The 17,641-nt window shown below is 65.9% G+C and carries 10 protein-coding genes and 3 pseudogenes; 8 read left to right on the top strand and 5 right to left on the bottom strand.

The window, feature by feature from the left end:
• Positions 1-46: 46 nt before the first annotated feature.
• The 4 genes and pseudogenes from CIT39_RS03535 to CIT39_RS03520 all read left to right on the top strand — a co-directional run bounded on the left by CIT39_RS03535 (position 47) and on the right by CIT39_RS03520 (position 3,213).
• Positions 47-1,843, top strand: a complete 1,797-nt coding sequence (locus tag CIT39_RS03535) for a sensor histidine kinase (RefSeq protein WP_162308327.1) — start codon at positions 47-49, stop codon at positions 1,841-1,843.
• Positions 1,840-2,307 (top strand): annotated as a pseudogene (locus CIT39_RS03530) (HPr kinase/phosphorylase). Before CIT39_RS03535 ends, CIT39_RS03530 begins: the two are co-directional and overlap by 4 nt.
• Before the next feature lie 190 nt (positions 2,308-2,497).
• Positions 2,498-2,899, top strand: coding sequence for a PTS sugar transporter subunit IIA (locus CIT39_RS03525; RefSeq protein WP_007597752.1), 402 nt, complete (start codon positions 2,498-2,500; stop codon positions 2,897-2,899).
• Positions 2,896-3,213, top strand: a complete 318-nt coding sequence (locus CIT39_RS03520) for an HPr family phosphocarrier protein (protein ID WP_094973366.1) — start codon at positions 2,896-2,898, stop codon at positions 3,211-3,213. Before CIT39_RS03525 ends, CIT39_RS03520 begins: the two co-directional genes overlap by 4 nt.
• Before the next feature lie 125 nt (positions 3,214-3,338).
• Here CIT39_RS03520 and CIT39_RS03515 read toward each other — a convergent pair whose 3' ends face one another.
• Positions 3,339-4,964: a glycosyltransferase family 39 protein gene (locus CIT39_RS03515; protein ID WP_094973367.1), complete on the bottom strand. Its 1,626-nt coding sequence runs from the start codon at positions 4,962-4,964 to the stop codon at positions 3,339-3,341.
• Positions 4,965-5,078: 114 nt separating this feature from the next.
• Between CIT39_RS03515 and lepA the strand changes: the two genes are divergently transcribed.
• Positions 5,079-6,890 (top strand): translation elongation factor 4, encoded by a 1,812-nt coding sequence (gene lepA, locus CIT39_RS03510; RefSeq protein WP_094973368.1) that lies wholly within the window; start codon positions 5,079-5,081, stop codon positions 6,888-6,890.
• 320 nt (positions 6,891-7,210) lie between these two features.
• Here the strand turns inward: lepA and CIT39_RS03505 are convergent, their stop codons facing one another.
• Together CIT39_RS03505 and CIT39_RS03500 are read right to left on the bottom strand one after the other, a co-directional pair.
• Positions 7,211-7,624, bottom strand: coding sequence for an SRPBCC family protein (locus CIT39_RS03505; RefSeq protein ID WP_094973369.1), 414 nt, complete (start codon positions 7,622-7,624; stop codon positions 7,211-7,213).
• Positions 7,625-7,770: 146 nt separating this feature from the next.
• Positions 7,771-9,261 (bottom strand): serine hydrolase domain-containing protein, encoded by a 1,491-nt coding sequence (locus CIT39_RS03500; protein WP_244607512.1) that lies wholly within the window; start codon positions 9,259-9,261, stop codon positions 7,771-7,773.
• Here CIT39_RS03500 and CIT39_RS03495 point away from each other — a divergent pair.
• A complete protein-coding gene (locus tag CIT39_RS03495; RefSeq protein WP_094973371.1) occupies positions 9,260-10,480 on the top strand; it encodes an MFS transporter in 1,221 nt (406 codons plus the stop codon). The two genes, CIT39_RS03500 and CIT39_RS03495, sit on opposite strands and share 2 nt — an antisense overlap.
• Positions 10,481-10,493: 13 nt before the next feature.
• On the opposite strand, the gene CIT39_RS03490 is transcribed toward CIT39_RS03495, so the two are convergent.
• Positions 10,494-11,240 (bottom strand): hypothetical protein, encoded by a 747-nt coding sequence (locus tag CIT39_RS03490; protein WP_094973372.1) that lies wholly within the window; start codon positions 11,238-11,240, stop codon positions 10,494-10,496.
• A 198-nt stretch (positions 11,241-11,438) separates the two neighbouring features.
• On the opposite strand from CIT39_RS03490, the gene CIT39_RS03485 reads away from it, so the two are divergent.
• The gene (locus CIT39_RS03485) at positions 11,439-12,593 is read left to right on the top strand and encodes an acyl-CoA dehydrogenase family protein (protein ID WP_094973373.1); all 1,155 of its coding nucleotides are present in this window, start codon (positions 11,439-11,441) and stop codon (positions 12,591-12,593) included.
• A gap of 298 nt (positions 12,594-12,891) precedes the next feature.
• Positions 12,892-14,855, top strand: a pseudogene (locus CIT39_RS03480) (methyl-accepting chemotaxis protein).
• 202 nt (positions 14,856-15,057) lie between these two features.
• On the opposite strand, the pseudogene CIT39_RS03475 reads toward CIT39_RS03480, so the two are convergent.
• Positions 15,058-17,227: pseudogene (locus CIT39_RS03475) on the bottom strand (EAL domain-containing protein).
• Between the last annotated feature and the right edge of the window lie 414 nt (positions 17,228-17,641).

The following is a 17,641-nucleotide window of genomic DNA, read 5'->3' as shown; positions in this document are numbered from 1 at the left end:
GATGCGGGGACCATTGCCACGAGCTGTCCTAACGCGGGCGTAAGCATTGCTGGACCGAACGCAGCCTGATGAGAACCAGAGCGCCGGGGATATCGCATCCGACGGCGTTTCTGAGCACGTCGTCGAAGACAAGCCGCACGGCTTCCGACCGCTGAACTGGCTCAAGCGCGCCGGGCAATTCTTCTTCGCGCTGTCCTTCTCCAGCCTGACCCGCCGCATCGTCTCGCTCAACCTCGCCGGCCTCGTCGCGCTGGTGGCGAGCATCCTGTATCTGTCGCAATTCCGCGCCGGCCTGATCGACGCGCGGGCGCAGAGCCTTTTGGTGCAGGCCGAGATCATCGCCGGCGCGATCGCGGCCTCCGCCACGGTGCAGACCAACGCCATCACCATCGATCCCGACCGGCTGCTCGACCTCAAGCCGGGCGAGACCTATGGCGGCCCGGACGAATATTCGCCGCTGGACTTCCCGATCAATCCGGAGCGCGTGGCGCCGGTGCTGCGCACGCTGATCTCGCCGACCAAGACGCGCGCCCGCATCTACGATCCGAACGGCAGCCTGCTGCTCGACAGCCGCAACCTCGAAAACGTGCTGCGCCTCGACCTGCCGCCGCCGGCCGAGAAGCCCGGCTTCGTCGAGCGCGGCATGGTCGCGGTGCGCACCTGGCTGAACCGCGGCGACCTGCCGCTCTATCGCGAGCTCGGCCCCGAGAACGGCAACGGCTATGCCGAAGTTAGTGATGCGCTCCAGGGCCAGAAGCGCTCGATGGTGCGGGTCAATGCCCGCGGCGAGGTGATCGTCTCGGTCGCGGTCCCCGTGCTGCGCTCGCGCGCGATCCACGGCGCGCTGATGCTGTCGACCCAGGGCGACGACATCGACCAGATGGTCACTGCCGAACGCCTCGCCATCCTGAAGGTCGGCGGCGTCGCGGCCGCCGTCATGATCATGCTGTCGCTGCTGCTCGCGAGCACGATCGCCGGGCCGGTGCGCCGGCTCGCCGACAGCGCCGAGAGCGTCCGCCGCCGCATCAAGGCCCGCATCGAGATTCCCGATTTCACCCGCCGCCGCGACGAGATCGGCCATCTCTCCGGCGCCCTGCGCGACATGACCAGCGCGCTCTACAGCCGCATCGAGGCGATCGAGATGTTCGCCGCCGACGTCGCCCACGAATTGAAGAACCCGTTGACCTCGCTGCGCTCGGCGGTCGAGACGCTGCCGCTGGCGCGCAACGAGAACAGCCGCGCGCGTCTGCTCGAGGTGATCGAGCACGACGTCAAGCGGCTCGACCGCCTGATCTCCGACATCTCCGATGCCAGCCGCCTCGATGCCGAATTGCAGCGCCAGGATGCGATCCCGGTCGATTTGCGCCGCCTGCTGACGACGCTGGTGTCCGTCGCCAACGAAACCAAGCTCGGCCACGACGTCGCGGTCGAGATCCGCTTCGAGGGCCGCAGCCCGACCGACGCCTTCGCCGTGACCGGCCACGATTCACGGCTCGGGCAAGTGGTCTCCAACCTGCTCTCCAACGCGCAGTCGTTCTCGGAAGCCGGCAGCAAGGTGCGCCTCACCTGCCGCCGCGCGCGCGGCGAGATCGAGATCGTGGTCGACGACGACGGCCCCGGCATTCGCGACGACGCGCTGGAGCGCATCTTCGAGCGCTTCTACACCGATCGTCCGCATCAGGGTTTTGGCCAGAACTCCGGCCTCGGCCTGTCGATCTCCAAGCAGATCGTCGACGCCCATGGCGGGCGCATCTGGGCCGAGAACCGCGCAGGCCCGCCGGATGACGAGGGCGCGCCGACGGTCGCAGGCGCGCGCTTCGTGGTGCGGCTGCCGGCGCTATGAGCGACGGAGCGCCCAGCGTTCACGCCTCCGCAGTCAAGGTCGGAGGTCTGGCGGTGCTGATCCGCGGTCCCTCAGGCTCCGGCAAGTCGCGCCTTGCCTTTGATTTAATCATGGCTGGACGCTCGGGCGTGATCGAAACGGCCGTTCTGGTCGGGGACGACCGTGTCCATCTGGCGACAGTCGGCGATGAAATTAAGGTCCGCCCCGCGCCGGTCTTGGCCGGCCTGATCGAGATCCGGGGACTCGGGATCCGCCGCTGCGACTTTGTGGAGCATGCGACCGTCGGTCTCGTGGTCGATCTGGATGCCGCCGACGCGGAGCGCCTGCCGTCGGTCAAATCCCTGAAAATCAGCATTTCCGGTGTCGAATTACCGCGAATCCCGGTTGGCCGCGACTATCCGCCCCTCCCACTGGTTGTCGCGGCGTTGACCACTACCAAGAGTTAACCTTCGACTAACCCTTGAGGCGATTGTTTGAAGGGAAATGGTAACCATATGAACCCCACTATCGCGACCGATTAGACCGGCGCAGCTCCCCTCATCCATCCGTCTAGATTCAGGGAGATACGCAACATCCCCCCTTGCGCGGGGGCTCTGGATGGTCAAAGTGGCGCGTTCGTGCGGTGCACCAAAAGCGCCCGCGAGGAGTTTTCCGATGATTGGTCTAGTACTTGTGACCCACGGGCGCCTTGCCGACGAGTTCAAGGCAGCGCTTGAACATGTCATGGGCCCACAAAAGCAAATCGAAGCGATCACGATCGGCGCCGAAGATGATTCCGATCTCTGCCGAAGCGACATCATCGAGGCGGTTAACCGCGTCGATTCCGGCGACGGCGTTGCGATCCTCACCGACATGTTCGGCGGCACGCCGTCGAACCTCGCAATATCCTGCATGAGCCGGCCGAAGGTCGAGGTGCTCGCGGGCATCAACCTGCCCATGCTGGTGAAGCTTGCCAAGGTCCGCGAAGAGCGTCCGCTGCCCGACGCGATCGCGATGGCCCAGGAAGCGGGCCGCAAATACGTCACCATCGCCAGCCGCGTGCTCGCCGGCAAATGAGCGAAGAGGCGCCACAAGCGGGGACAGGCGTGCCCGCGGGCGCGATCTCCAAGGACCTCCTGATCATCAACAAGCGCGGCCTGCATGCGCGGGCCTCCGCGAAATTCGTCCAGGCGGTCGAGCGCTTCGATGCGCAGGTCTGGGTGACGCGCGGCGGCGAGACCGTCGGCGGCACCTCGATCATGGGCCTGATGATGCTTGCCGCCGGACCGGGCACCACGATCACCGTGGCCGCCGCCGGTAGCGACGCAGCAGCCGCGCTCGCTGCGATCACCGAGCTCGTTGAAAGCAAGTTCAACGAGGAAGGGATTTAGGTCCCTCGCCAAGCGCTCAGTGCGGTAGGGTGGGCAAAGCGAGGCGTGCCCACGCGTATCACGATTGCCGAAAGATGGTTGGGCACGGCGCTAACGCGCCTTTGCCCACCCTACGCGACCGTCACTCACTTCCCCGGCGGCGCGATGAAGACGTCCCAGCTCATCGCCGGGCCGGGCTTGCCGTGGGTGAAGCGGCGCGTGGTCATGACGATGCGCTCGGCGTTCGGCGCGACCTCCGAAACCCATTTCTCGAACTTGGGCAGACGTTCGTCGGTCGCATCGAACACGCCGATGAAACCGTATCTCCTGGCGTCGTCGAGCGAGGTCAGACCGGACCCCCAGGCCTCGTTCGGCGTGAACGCGGCCGGATGATCCGGGCTGTAGAACACCATCGGCTGGATCGTCTCCATCGTCCCGGCAACGACCGCCCAGCGCGAGGCGAAGCGCGCGTGCCAGGCCTGGGTCAGCTCGCGTGCGAGCTCGGAGCGCGCGCCATAGGTCGCCGTGTTGCCGGCATTGGCCGTCATCTCGCGCGCGGCGATCCAGGGCGAGGCGGCGAGCGTGGCAACGCTGAGCACGAGCCAGATCGCGGCGATGTTGAACAGCGCCGCGCCCTGCACCCGCAGCGCCGGAATCGCGACCAGCGCGAGCGGCACCAGGAAGAACAGCGAGATGCCCCAATCGGTCTTCAGGTAGACGCTGAAGACCAGTGCGCCGAGCGGGGGGCCGAATGCGACGATGATCTGGATCATCCACACGTTCAGCGCCTGCGAGGCATTGACGCCCGGATTGGCGCCGCGCGCCCAGGCGCGCGTGACGATGCGCAAGGGCGCGCGCAGCAGCAATGTGAACCACGGCGGCACCAACGCCATCGCGAGCGCGGCGAGCGCCACCGGCAGCGCCAGCAGTCCGGCATTGTGCAGCATGTAGCCGGTGACGAGCTGATGCACCTGGCCGGTGTCCGCGAGGCTGTAGGTGTCGCCGGCATAGGTCAGCGGCACGAAATGCGCATCCGCCAGCCAGACCACGTGCGGGATCATCGCCACGACCATCGTCGCAATCGCAGCCCACGGCGCCGGCGAACCCAAAAATCGCATCCGCTCCGGATGGAGCAGCGCGGCAAGGCCGATGGCGCCGATCATGGTCAGCACCCAATATTTCGTCATCAGCGCCAGCGCGCCGGCAAGCCCGAGCAGGATTCCGGACTGCCAGCTGCGCTTCTCGAACGCGTTGAGATAAGCGAGCACCAGCAGCGGCAGCGTGACGAGCTGGAGCAGGTCCGGGTTGTACTTGAAGCCCTTGAAATTGAAGATCGGGTAGAGCGCGACCATCACCACGACCAGGAACGCGCGCCGCGCATCCACCACGCGCAAGGCAATCAGCCAGCAGATCACCATGCCGGCGCTGACCATCGCCATCGCCAGCGCATAGGTCGCCCAGTCCGCGGCAGGGAACACCGTGAACCAGAGCCCGGCCACCCAGCCCGACAGCGGCGGATGCTTGCCGTAGCCCCACAGGAATTTCTGGCCCCAGCCATAGGCTTCAGCGACGTCCATGTGAACGTCCTGCGCCGCCTTCAGATTGATCAGGATGAAGGTCCAGAGCACCGCGTGCAGGATGGCGAGCTGGATCACCAGCCACAATCTCGCCTCGGGGCGGACCGCGCAGGCAACCAGCCAGGCCCGGAAGCGGCCAAAGCTCAGGCGGGCCTTCGTGCGCGTTCTGGCGGTCGGTAAAGCAGTGGTCGACATGGGCGCTTGCCTAGCGCGTTTTGGGCACTCGTGGAATCAGCTTGGCGTGAAGAAAGGCCCTGAAATTACAGCAATATGGTTGCCGCACGGGGATGTGAGTGGTATCCCGCGCCCATGACGACCGTCCCCATTTCCAACATCCGCAATTTCTCCATCGTCGCCCATATCGACCATGGCAAATCGACGCTGGCCGACCGCCTGATCCAGATGACCGGCGGCCTCTCCGACCGCGAGATGGCGGGCAAGGAGCAGGTGCTCGATTCCATGGACATCGAGCGTGAGCGCGGCATCACCATCAAGGCGCAGACGGTGCGCCTCGCGTACAAGGCCAAGGACGGCAAGGACTACATCTTCAACCTGATGGACACGCCCGGCCATGTCGACTTCGCCTACGAAGTCTCGCGGTCGCTGGCGGCGTGCGAGGGTTCCCTGCTGGTGGTCGATGCCAGCCAGGGCGTCGAGGCGCAGACGCTCGCCAACGTCTACCAGGCGCTCGACAACAATCACGAGATCGTGCCGGTCCTGAACAAGGTCGACCTTCCCGCCGCCGAGCCCGAGAAGGTCAAGCAGCAGATCGAGGACGTCATCGGCATCGACGCCTCGGACGCGGTGATGATCTCGGCCAAGACCGGCCTCGGCGTCGCCGACGTGCTGGAAGCCATCGTCACCCGCCTGCCGCCGCCGAAGGGCGACCGCGACGCGACGCTGAAGGCGCTGCTGGTCGACAGCTGGTACGACGTCTATCTCGGCGTGGTCGTTCTGATCCGCGTCGTCGACGGCGTCATGAAGAAGGGCAGCCGCGTCCGCATGATGGGCACGGGTGCGGCCTATGACATCGAGCGCGTCGGCTTCTTCACGCCGAAGATGACACAGGTCGATGAGCTCGGCCCCGGCGAGATCGGCTTCATCACCGCCGCCATCAAGGAAGTCGCCGACACCCGCGTCGGCGACACCATCACCGACGACCGGAAGCCCGTGACGGAGATGCTGCCGGGCTTCAAGCCGGCGATCCCCGTGGTGTTCTGCGGCCTGTTTCCGGTCGATGCCGACGACTTCGAGACGCTGCGTGCCGCGATGGGCAAGCTGCGCCTCAACGACGCCAGCTTCTCCTTCGAGATGGAAACCTCCGCCGCGCTCGGCTTCGGCTTCCGCTGCGGCTTCCTCGGCCTGCTGCATCTGGAGATCATCCAGGAGCGGCTGTCGCGCGAGTTCGATCTCAATCTGATCGCGACCGCGCCGAGCGTCATCTACAAGATGAAGCTCAACGACGGCACCGAGATCGAGATCCACAATCCGATCGACATGCCCGACGTGGTCAAGATCGCCGAGATCCAGGAGCCCTGGATCGAGGCCACGATCCTCACCCCCGACGAATATCTCGGCAGCGTGCTGAAGCTGTGCCAGGACCGCCGCGGTTCGCAGAAGGAGCTGACCTATGTCGGCTCGCGCGCGATGGTGAAATACGACCTGCCGCTCAACGAAGTGGTGTTCGATTTCTACGACCGCCTCAAATCGGTTTCCAAGGGCTACGCCTCGTTCGACTATCATCTCACCGACTACAAGCCGGCCGATCTCGTCAAGATGCAGATCCTCGTCAACAACGAGCCGGTCGACGCGCTCTCGATGCTGGTCCACCGCACCCGTGCGGAGGGGCGCGGCCGCGCCATGGTCGAGAAGATGAAGGATTTGATCCCGCCGCACATGTTCCAGATCCCGATCCAGGCGGCGATCGGCGGCAAGGTGATCGCGCGCGAAACCGTCCGCGCGCTGCGCAAGGACGTCACCGCAAAATGCTATGGCGGCGACATCACGCGCAAGCGCAAGCTTCTGGAGAAGCAGAAGGAAGGCAAGAAAAAGATGCGGCAGTTCGGCAAGGTCGACATCCCGCAGGAGGCGTTCATTGCCGCGCTGAAGGTGGATAGCTGAGGCGGGGCTTTCCCGATCGCCAATGGCCGTCATGCCCGGGCACGTCCCGGGCATTTTCTTTTTTGAGGCTTGTCGGAGACGTGGATGGCCGGGTCAAGCCCGGCCATGACGATGGAGCTGGATAGGTCCTGTTCGAACTGCCAGCCACGGCCGAAGCAAAAATTGCGAAAACAACCCCATGCACAGTAGCCGACCCCTTGACGGCATTGGGCTTTTTCGATCGTGCGAAGCCGGTTTGCTCTGTCGGGCAAAACAGGGGGATGATGACATCGTCGCTGCGTCTCTGATGCAGGCCGCGTCGGGCTACCGGCTCGCTGAGATCACGCGCTCTGGTTCGCCTCAACGTATCGCTTGAAATTGTCGAGGATTGCCTGCCAGCCACCCCGCTGCTGCTCCTCCGGGTGCGTCGTTTCGCTATCGAAGACGACGCGGACGACCACGCCGCTCGGGCCGGGCACGAACTCGACCTCGGCCTTGCGATCGCCGAACGCGTATTCGATCCGCTTCCGGTCCATGATCTTCGTGTAGGTGCCAGCGAAGTCGAAACCCATGCTACCGTCCTTGGCTTCCATCCGTGATGAGAAGGCGCCGCCTTCCCGCAGATCGACCGTCGCCCTGGTCGTATGCCAATCGTCGGAGGCTGCGTTCCACTTCACGATGTCTGCGGGCGTCGTGTAAGCCTGCCAGACCTGATCGATCTGGGCTGCGACGCTGGTTTCGACGGTGATCCTCATGGGCATTGCTCCAGTTCAATCTTTTAGCGGTCGAGGCGACGGTCGGGGCCGTCATCGCCCCTGCCGAACGTGTCCACCCAAGGACGATCGAAAGCCGCCGGTGCCGACATGGTCCGTCGAAATTTCTGGCTTGGGGTACCGTCAGATCATTTCCCGAGTTGTTGAAGCACGGCGGACCACAACGCGAGCGGCTCCCTGAGGCTTCCCGGCTCGGACGGCTTTTGGCGAACGGCGGTGTGTACCATGACGAGCCTGGAGGCCGGATCGACCAGGATGACCTGACCGCGGATGCCGAGCAGGGCAAATCTGCGCTGCTCCCCCGGAAGGAGCCAAACCTGATAGCCGTAGCCAAAATAGGGGGTGGCCACGCGCGGCGCGAGATGATCGTCACCCGATCTGACGGTCGTGGCATCGAGCAGCCACTGCCGGGGGATCAATTGACGACCTTCCCAGGCACCATCGTTTGCAAGCAATCGGCCCAACCGCGCATAGTCGCGCAAGGTGGCGTTGAAGCAGCAGAATGCAATCTCCTGCCCGCTGCCGTCGATCGCCCACGACGCATCCGCTTCGGTACCGATGGCGCTCCAGATGCGATCGTGGAGATAGTCGGCGAGCGGCGTGCCGGTCGCCGCGCGCAGCACCAGGCCGAGGATCTCGGTCTCTACGCTGGCGTAGTGCCATTTGGTCCCCGGCGGCGTCGACCGCGTGTTGAATTGCGCGACGACGGATACGGGGTCTTTCGGCTCTCCGACGAACAGCGCGCGTCCAAGCCGCGCTATGTCGTCCTTGCCGTCATAGATTTCAGAGAATTCCACGCCCGACGACATGTTCAACAAGGCGCGGATGGACGTACTGCCATATTCCGTTCCTGCGAGGCCAGACACATAGGTGGAGACGGTTTCGTCGATCGACTTGATCCGCCCCTCGGAGACCGCGATTCCGACCAGCATGGCCACAAGCGTCTTGGCCATGGACTGCGACAGAAAGCGGTCGCGATCGGTCCGCGCATATTGATAGTGCTCGTAGAGGATCGTGTCGTCCTTAGCGATCAACAATCCCGTCACCGGGTTGCGCTTGAGATAGTCCGCGATGCTCAGCCGCTGGTTGTCGAAACTGTAGGCGATCGTCGGCTCCGGCGCGCGCTTGAACGACCAGGGCGTCGCGGCGCGGCCGACCCGGCGAGACGGATAGATGTCGCCGAAATGGCTGTAGGCGCCGACCAGCTTGTCGAGCTCGTTGGTCGCTCCCCGCGTGCCGGTCGGATAGCCGGACGCCTTGCCGTAGAGTTCGGCGTCCGGGCCACTGTCCGAAAACACCGGGCCGGGCTCGCGCGCAGGACTTTGGCCGTCCTCCGCACATGCCGGATCGGCAACGAGCGCGGCGGCGAAGATCACAGGCAACAGAAGCTTTTGGCTGCCGCGCAACCTGCGGAGCGCTCCCCATGTCATCGGGCTTGTCTCCTCACACGTTCTATCTGGCGCGTCTATGAGAGCAATTGTGCAGGCCGTCGGGAAAGACATGGTATCATCAGGGCCATGCAGTGTCAGCATACGCCAGCTGCCTTGCTCTCCGCAGGTGGATAGGTCACCATCCCCCCGCGCACCACCAACAAAACCAACAGCGCCGAGGAAACGCATGAGCAAGCCGTCACGCTTCGACTATGGCTGGGTCGTGGTCGCCGCGGGTGCGCTGATGACCTGTGTCGGGTTCGGCACGATGCTGTCGCTGGCGGTGTTCCTGCAGCCGATCTCGGAATCGATGGGCTGGTCGCGCGCCGGCGTCTCGGCGGCGGCCACGCTGGATTTTCTCTGCATGGGCGTTGCCGCGTTTTTCTGGGGCACGCTGTCGGACCGGTTTGGCACCCGCATCGTGGTCCTCGCGGGAAGCATCTTGCTGGGCCTTGGTCTCGTGGCCGCGAGCCAGGCGGCAAGCTTGTGGCAGTTCCAGCTTTTCTTTGGCACGCTGATCGGAATTGCCGCGGGCAGCTTCTATGCGCCGATGATGGCGCTCGCCAGCGCCTGGATCGAAAAGAACCGCAGCCTTGCGGTGGCGCTGGTCTCGGCCGGCATGGGCGTGTCGCCGGTGACGATCGCGCCGACCGCGAGCTGGCTGATCACGGCCTATGACTGGCGCACCGCGATGCTTGTCATCGGCATCGCCGCATGGGCGCTGCTGATCCCGGCCTGTTTCCTGGTGCGGCCGGCACCGGCCGTGGCGGCCCCGGCAAGCAGCGACGCGGCACCGGAGATCGAACTGACCGCAGCGCAGGCGCTGCGCACCCCGCAGTTCATCGCACTCGCCGCTGCACATTTCGCCTGTTGCGCGGCGCATTCCGGCCCGATCTTCCACATGGTGTCCTATGCCATGGTCTGCGGCATCGCCCCGCTCACGGCGGTGACGGTCTACAGCGTCGCCGGCGTCTCAGGCCTCGGCGGCCGCCTGCTGCTGGGTGCGGCGGCCGACCGCATCGGCGCAAAGCCCGTGCTGGTCGGCGGCCTCCTCGTGCAGGCGATGTGCATCGCGACCTATCTTGCAGTGGCGCAGCTCGGCGAGTTCTACGCGCTGTCGGTGGTGTTCGGCCTCGCCTATGGCGGGGTGATGCCGCTCTATGCGGTGCTGGTCCGCGAATTCTTCGGCGCGCGCATCATGGGCACCGTGTTCGGCGCGGTGTCCGCGTTTGCCAGCCTCGGCATGGCGCTCGGGCCCTGGGCCGGCGGGCTCGTGTTCGACAATTTCCAGCGCTACACATGGCTGCACGCCGGCTCCTTCGCGATCGGGCTCGCTGCCGTCGCGGTGGCACTGAGCTTCCCGACGAAACGCAGGCCGTCGCTCGACCTTGGCCGCGCTGCGGCCTGACGGGGAGCGCGAATCAATTCACCGCTCGCAGCGCGGCCGTGAAGGCGGCGAGATCGGTTCGCGCCGTCTCGTCCGGGGCCCATCTGGGAAGGTCGGCAAGCTGCTCGAGCACGCGGGCCCGGTCCTGCGGCAGCAGGAAGCTCGCCCAGACCTCGCGCGTGTCGCGGATGGCGGCGGCGACCAGGCGGGCGTTGGCGGATTTGCCCGCGCCCTGGATCGCCGCGCAGACAGTGGTCAGGATGAATTCGGCGGTGCTGCGGCGGAAGCCCGTAAATCCCTCCTCGCGGATGCGGGTGCGCTGCTCCGGCGCGAGGCTCGCCATGAACAACTGGCCCGCAACCGCCTCGCGCGCCATGCCGCGGATGACAAAGTTCATCGCCGCCGCGTACTGGTCGCCATAGTCGGTCATGTTGCGCTGGAGCGTGGCGAGATCGGGCTGCGCGCCCGGCTTCGGACCATAGAGCGCGAACAATTTGTAGGTCGCGTTGGCCGCGTCCATCCAGTCCATCAGCCAGCTCATGTCGCTCGCCGTCGCCGGCGGCAGCGCCTGCAGGGCTTCGACATCAAAGACGCGGCCGAGCAGCGCGGTGGTCTCCGGCCGGGTCAGGTCGGGTCGCTCCCCCTTTTTCGCCACGCCTGCGACATAGGCCCGGAACACCCGCGCGGCCTCGCCCGCGGCAGCGGCATCATGGGCGCCGTCCTGCGCCAACGCCGGCGAAGCAAGCGCGAGCAGGACGATGAAGATTCGGACGATCGACATGGGCAACCTCATGCGGCGCGATACGCGGTGCCGTTGGTGGTGACGGAGGTGGTTGGTCGCGCGCCGCGCCGCCGAGGTTCACGGGCGGGCTTTCAAGCGCCGCGCACGGGGGATGATGCCCGCACCTTGAACCACTCCGTCAAATAGACCACCATCCTCACCTCACCGCTCACGACAAAAGAAGGCGAGGACACGCGAATGTCGGAGCTTCCCGGATCTGGTCTCGTCGAACGTGCCCGCGCCATCGCGCCGCTGATCGCGCGCGAAGCGGACGAGATCGAGCGGACGCGGCGGCTGACGCCTTCCGTTGTCGCGGCGCTGATCGAGAACGGACTATATCGTGCGCTGCTGCCGCAGAGCCTCGGCGGTGCGGAAGCCGCGCCTGAAGCCTTCATGCAGATGCTGGAGGAGATCGCCAAGGCCGATGCGTCGACGGCCTGGTGTCTCGGCCAGTGCAGCGTCTGCGCGATGATCGCGGCCTCGCTCGATCGCGATACCGCGCGGGAGATCTTCAACACCGCGCCCGGCATCCTCGCCTGGGGCGCGATCGCGCACGAGGCGCGCGCGGTCGAGGGCGGCTATCGCGTCACGGCGCGCTGGGATTTTGCCTCGGGCTCGCGGCAGGCGAGCTGGCTGGGCGCGCATGTGCGCATCCTCGGGACTAACGGCACGCCGCGCGTGAATGCCGATGGCTCGCCGGAGGTGCGCACGATCCTGTTTCCCGCCGCCAGCGCGACATTGCACGACGTGTGGCAGGCGATCGGGCTCGCCGGCACCGGCACCGATTCCTACGAGGTGAACGACCTCTTCATCCCCGAGCGCTTCACCGCGTTCCGCGACGTGCCGTCCGGCTTGCGCGAGACCGGTCCGCTCTACAGGATCGGCACCGGCTCTGCCTTCAGCCTCGGCTTTGCCGCGGTGTCGCTCGGCGTCGCGCGCGCCACGCTGGATGCGGCCATCGCGCTGGCGCGCGGAAAGCATCCCTCGCTGGCGGCCGGCGCAATGCGCGACAACGGCGCGGTGCGGGGGCTGATCGGCCGCACCGAAGGCGATTTGCGCGCCGCGCGCGCCTATCTCTATGCGACCGCAGCGGCGATGTGGCGCGATTTGTCCGCGACGGGCGAGTTCAGCGCCGCGCACCGCAGCGCGGTACGGCTGGCCGCGACCTGGACCATCCATCAATCGGCGAAGGTGGTCGACACCGCCTATCACATGGCCGGCGCGACCGCGGTGTTCCGCAGCAACCCGTTCGAACGCCGGTTTCGCGACATGCACGCGATCGCCCAGCAGATCCAGGCGCGCGACACGCATTATGAGGATGTGGGGAAGGCGATCCTTGCCGAAACCCTCTAGAGCGTTTTCGAACGAAGTGGACACCGGTTCGCGTGAAGAAAACGGGTCAAAACAAGAATCTAGAGCTTCGGTTCTGATTCAATCAGAACCGAAAACCCTCTAGTCGCCGGCAGGGACGGCTGCGACGCACTGGCTCCGCCGCGACGACCAACCGGCCTTCCATGCGCCCACTGCATCGAGTCATGCAAAAGGATGGGGGCGAAACCGTTGAAACACGGAGGCGATCCCGCCCTAGTTGTTAAGCAATTTCTGGGACCTTTCCACCAAAGCAAGATTTGGAAATGCCTGGGAATTTTCGATGTTCAAACTCAAGTCGATTGCCGCCCGCCTGATTCTCGCGATTGCCCTCACCGTGGCAGTGGCATGCGCCATCGTCTCCGGCTTCTCGATCAGCCAGCAACGGGCGCTGACCCGGATGGCGCTCGATCAGCAGCTCAAGCTGCAATATGAGAGCGTGATCGCGGCGATCGACTATGAGGGGCGCTCGGCACTGGCCGTCTCCGCCGTGATCGCGGCGCTGCCGCCGGTCGGCGATGCCATCGCCAAGGGCGACCGCGACAGCCTGGCCGCACTGCTCGGCGAGGCCAACAAATCGCTGAAGGCGCAGGGTATCCCGCTCATCACCTTCCAGGTTCCGCCTGCGGTGGCGTTCTACCGCGTGCACGCTCCCAAAGTGTTCGGCGATGACGTCTCGGCGCGCCGCGAGACCGTCGTCGAGGCGATGAAGGGCGGCCGGCAGATCGTCGGCGTCGAGCCGGGCCGCGAGGCACTTGGTATCTTCGGCATGACCCCGATCATGCGCGACGGCAAAAGCGTCGCCAACGTCGATATCGGCGCCGCCTTCGGCAAGGAGTTCGTCGACCGTGCCAAGAAGCGCTTTGGCATCGACCTCGCGGTCTACTCGCTCGACGGCAAGAACCTGAACAAGCTGTCTTCGACCTTCGGCAGCACGGTCGTCACCACGATGGACCAATTGAAGAGCGCGATCGACGGTTCGGCGGTCCGGCACGAGGCCGAGCTCGACGGTCATCCGGTCGAGGTCTATGCCGGGCCGATCAAGAACTATGCGGGAGCGCCGGTCGGCGTGATCGAGATCATCAAGGACACGACCGAGTACGAGGCCGCGTTCGCCACGGCCGAGCGCCACCTGATCCTCGGCACGGTTGCCATCCTCGCCGTCGCAATCGTGCTGGCGCTGCTGCTCGGGCGCGGCCTGTCGCGGCCGCTCACCGCGATCACCGCGGTCATGAACCGGCTGTCGAGCGGCGATACCAGCGTCACCATTCCCGGCAGCGAGCGCCCGGACGAACTCGGCACCATGGCCAAGGCGGTGGACGTGTTCCGCCGCAACATGCTCGAATCAGGCACCATGCGCGAGGCGCAGGAGGCCGACAAGGCCAGGGCGGAGATCGAGAAGCAGGCCCTGCAGCGCCAGATGGCCGACCGCTTCGAAGCCGACGTCAAGGGCGTGGTAGCTGCCGTAGCCAAGGCGACCGAGGGCATGCAGAGCGTCGCCGGCGACATCACCACCAGCGTCAACGGCACCTCGCAGCGGGCCTCCGCCGCAGCGACGGCCTCCGAGGAGGCCTCGACCAGCGTGAACGCGGTCGCAGCGGCGACCGAGGAGCTGGCATCGTCGGTCAGCGAGATCGGCCGCCAGGTCACCCATTCCAGCAAGGTCGCGAGCGACGCCGTGGGCAAGGCCGCGGAGACGACCGAGATGGTCACGAGCCTTGCCACCGCCGCCGAGCGCATCGGCGACGTGCTGCGTCTGATCAGCGAAATCGCGAGCCAGACCAATCTGCTTGCGCTCAACGCCACGATCGAGGCGGCGCGCGCGGGCGAAGCCGGCCGCGGCTTTGCCGTGGTCGCCTCCGAGGTGAAGGAGCTGGCGAGCCAGACCGCGAAGGCGACCGACGAGATCGCGAGCCAGGTCACCGCAATCCAGGCCGCCACCGGCAATTGCGTCACCGCGATTTCCGGATCAGCGACACCATCCGGGAGATCAGCGGCATCGCCACCACGATCGCCGCCGCGGTCGAAGAGCAGGGCTCCGCGACGCGCGAGATCGCACGCAGCGTGCAGCAGGCCTCGGCGGGCACCACGGACGTCTCGGCCAATGTCGCCGGCGCCAGCCAGGCCGCGGATCAATCGCGGGCGCTCGCAGGCAATGTGATGGCGGCCTCCGGCGAGCTCGGGCAGCACGCCTCGGCGCTGATGAAGAGCGTGGATACGTTCCTGGCGGGGCTGCGGGCGGCGTAGTGTGAGTTGATTTCAAAGGTTGAGCCGCAAACTCGGTGCACCTCTCCCGCCTGCGGGAGAGGTCGGCGCGAAGCGCCGGGTGAGGGTTCTATCCTCTTGCGGGTTCTCGATTGTGGAGACACCCTCTCCCCAACCCTCTCCCCAACCCTCTCCCGCAAGCGGGAGAGGGAGCGCACCGCTTTTGCGGCCGGCTATCGCAAGCTCACGCAACCAGCGCGGCGTCTTCTTCATCCCCATCAATCCCGCGCTGCGCCGCCAGCAGGCCGATGATCTCGGCGTTGGGCCGGGCCTTGCTGAACAGGAAACCCTGGCCCTCGTCGCAGCCCTCGGCGCGCAGGCAGCTGAGCTCGGCTTCGGTCTCGACACCTTCGGCAGTGATGGTGACGCCTAAGCCTTTGCCGAGGCTGACTATGGAGCGGATGATCGCCTGGGCCTCGCGGTTGGCGCCGAGATCGCGCACGAAGGACTGGTCGATCTTGATCTTGTCGAACGGAAAACTGCGCAGATAGCTGAGGCTGGAATAGCCGGTGCCGAAATCGTCCATCGAGATGCGCACCCCGAGCGCGCGCAAGGCGTGCAGCGTCGCCAGCACCTGCGCGCTCTTCTCCAGCAGCAGCGTCTCGGTGATCTCGAGCTCGAGCCGCCGCGGCGGCAGGCCGGAATGTCTCAAGGCGTCCGTCACGATTGAAAGCAGATTGCCGCTGCGGAACTGAAGCGGCGACAGATTGACGGCAACGCGGACGTCGTCAGGCCAGTTCGCAGCGTCGAGGCACGCCCGCCGCAGCATCAACCCGCCGAGGCGGATTGATCAGGCCGGTGTCCTCGGCGACCGGAATGAACTCGGCCGGCGAGATCATGCCGCGGTCGGCATGGGGCCAGCGCACCAGCGCCTCGAAGCCGGTGATGCGGCCGCTCTGGAGGTCGATCAGCGGCTGGTAATAGGGGCGCAGCACGTCGTTCTGGATCGCGTCGCGCAGCTCGACCTCGATCTTGCGCCGGCTCTGCGCCTTGGCATCGAGCGCGGCCTCGAAGAAGGCGAAGGTGCCGCGCGCGTCCAGCTTGGCGCGCGACAGCGCCATGTCGGCGCTCTTGAGCAGCTTTTCGGAATCATCGCCATCGCCCGGCGCCATCGCGATTCCGATCGAGGCGCCGATCACCACGGAATGGCCGTCGAGCAGATAGGGATCGGCGATCGCCGCAAGCAGACGTTTTGCCAGCATCACCGCGTCCTCGGGACGCGCCAGGCCGCTCTGCACGATCGCGAACTCGTCGGAGTTGAGCCGCGCCAGCGCGTCTTCCTCGCGCAAGGTCGAGCGCAGCCGCTTGGCGACGCCGCGCAGCAGCTTGTCGCCGACCGTATGCCCGAGCGTGTCGTTGACCGACTTGAAACTGTCGAGCCCCAGCATCAGCAGCGCGACCTTGTCGGTGCTGCGCCGCGTGTGCAGCAGCATCTCGTCGACCTGCTGGCGCAGCAGGCTGCGGTTGGGCAGGCCGGTCAGGGTGTCGTGCTGGGCCATGAAGGCGAGCCGCGCCTCGGCGCGCTTGCGTTCGGTGATGTCCATCAGCGCGAGCAGCACCGCCGGCCGCTCGGCATAGGTCAATTCGCGGGAATAGATTGCAAGGTCGATCAGCGCGCCGTCGGCCTTGACATGCTTCCAGGTCCGGCCGGCCTGCTCCTCGCAAGTCGGGTCCGCCACCCAGGGCGGTTCACTCTCGAAGGCCTGCAGGGAGCGGATCGTCAACCGCTCGAACTCGGCGCGGGTGTAGCCGTAGTGCGCGACCGCGGCGTCGTTGACGCCGAGGATGCGCTCGTCGTCCAGCGCGCAGACGATCATGGGAACGGGATTGCCGTCGAACAGCAGGCGGAACGAGGCCTCGCGCTGCTTCAGCTCGGTGATGTCGACGCGCAGGCCGACCACGCCGCCATCGTCGGTCAGTCGCTCGTCGATCAGGATGACGCGGCCGTCCGACAGCTTCTGCTCGTGGCGGGCGCCGGGCTGATAGAGCCTTTGCAGGCGGTCGGCGATCCACTCGTCCTCGTGGCCGATGGCCTCGGGATAGTCGCCGCGGGCAACGCCGATGCGCAGCGTGTCTTCGAGACGCGCGCCCTCCTCGAACAGATCGGCGGTCTTGCTGTAGATCTCGGCGTATTTCTTGTTCCAGAGGACGTAGCGGCCTTCGGCGTCTAGAAACACGATGCCCTGCGGCAGGATGTCGATGGCCTGGCGCAGGCGCTCATGGGATTTGCGCGCGTCCGCGATCGCAGCTTCCGCCTCGGCGCGGCTGCGCAGGACTTCCTCGCGTTCCGAAAGGGCGCGCGGCGCGCGCGCGAAGCGCGGCTTGCGCGGCGATTGGCCAGCCCGGGCAAGCACGCTTTGCTTTCGTTTTCCTGTTTTTCGAAACCCCAAACCCAACTTCACTCGTCCCAGTCGCGCCCAACGGCGCAACTCTTGAGGCAAGTGTCTGAAAAAAAAGTAATCTTGGGTGGCCGCGCCAGCCAAGGCACCGCCTTGCGAGCATCGAGCGCCCGGCGCTGGTGCCTGTTTGCGAGGCGCAAGCGGGCCGTGTGGCGCATCAAACCTGCGGCTTCAGCTCAATCGAAGAGAAAGGTGCTGCAAAAACGCGCGCTCTACATGAACCATTTCCGGGCGCGGGTCCGATTGCATACGGTATGGAAACGAACCCGGCTCCGCGCACGAATTTTGGTCAGTGCAGGATACGGTTATCGCACCGTTAAGAATCCGGCTGGCTCCGCGAAAAAACCACGACTTTGGGACGACCTTGTT

The sequence above is a fragment of the Bradyrhizobium symbiodeficiens genome (assembly GCF_002266465.3).
In the GTDB taxonomy this organism is placed as follows: Bacteria; Pseudomonadota; Alphaproteobacteria; order Rhizobiales; family Xanthobacteraceae; genus Bradyrhizobium; species Bradyrhizobium symbiodeficiens.
This window is presented reverse-complemented; position numbering and strand designations above follow the sequence as displayed.